Source organism: Pseudomonas edaphica, assembly GCF_005863185.1.
Taxonomy (GTDB): domain Bacteria; phylum Pseudomonadota; class Gammaproteobacteria; order Pseudomonadales; family Pseudomonadaceae; genus Aquipseudomonas; species Aquipseudomonas edaphica.
Genome location: NZ_VBVZ01001123.1, coordinates 1 through 623 on the forward strand (window position 1 = coordinate 1; position 623 = coordinate 623).

A 623-nucleotide genomic window follows, 5' to 3' on the forward strand; every position below is an offset into this window, starting at 1 on the left:
CGTATATTGGTAATGTGCTGTCGATGGCGATCAGTACGGCGTTGATTGTTCCTGCCATCGGCTTACTGATCGCGGATTAATCCATGCAGATGGGCGAGTATCTTAGTGAGGCTCGCCCATCTGCATCTCTGGTGGAAACAGAGGCATCAACCAACCGGATCGCCACAAAAAAACACCTCAAAGAACAGCATAAATCTCAGCAACCACCTGCCCCGTCGCCTGTTCAATCGCCCCTTCATTACGGCACAAAACCCAGCCCTGATCACCCGCCGCTCGCAAAAACGCCTGGGTACATTCGACATGCTCCTGCAGCGTATGGATCAACGTACTGCCCAACCCGCGCCGTCGTTGCGCTGCCCTTGACCATGAAATCTCGGGGTCAGTGATAACGCCCACATGCAGGTCTGGCACTCGTACGTGTCGGTCCAGGTTTAACTGCAGTATGTCTGCGAACGGGACTGTCCGGCGAAACGCGGCATCTGAGGGGTACCAACGGTCTATCAGGATAATGCTGTCGGGCGGCTGTTTAGTCAGCACGTGGCGGGAAATCCAGAGCCGACTATCCGCAAAGCGCTCACACACTCTCCACTCCGAATCATCGGTGGGGTTTCTGGCGTGTGCGT

At 55.5% G+C, this 623-nt stretch carries 1 protein-coding gene; it reads right to left on the reverse strand.

Going from position 1 to position 623, the window contains the following annotated elements:
- Positions 1-177: 177 nt before the first annotated feature.
- Positions 178-623, reverse strand: a 446-nt coding sequence (locus tag FEM54_RS34515; protein WP_138454407.1) for a nucleoside/nucleotide kinase family protein, incomplete at its 5' end; no start/stop codon positions are given.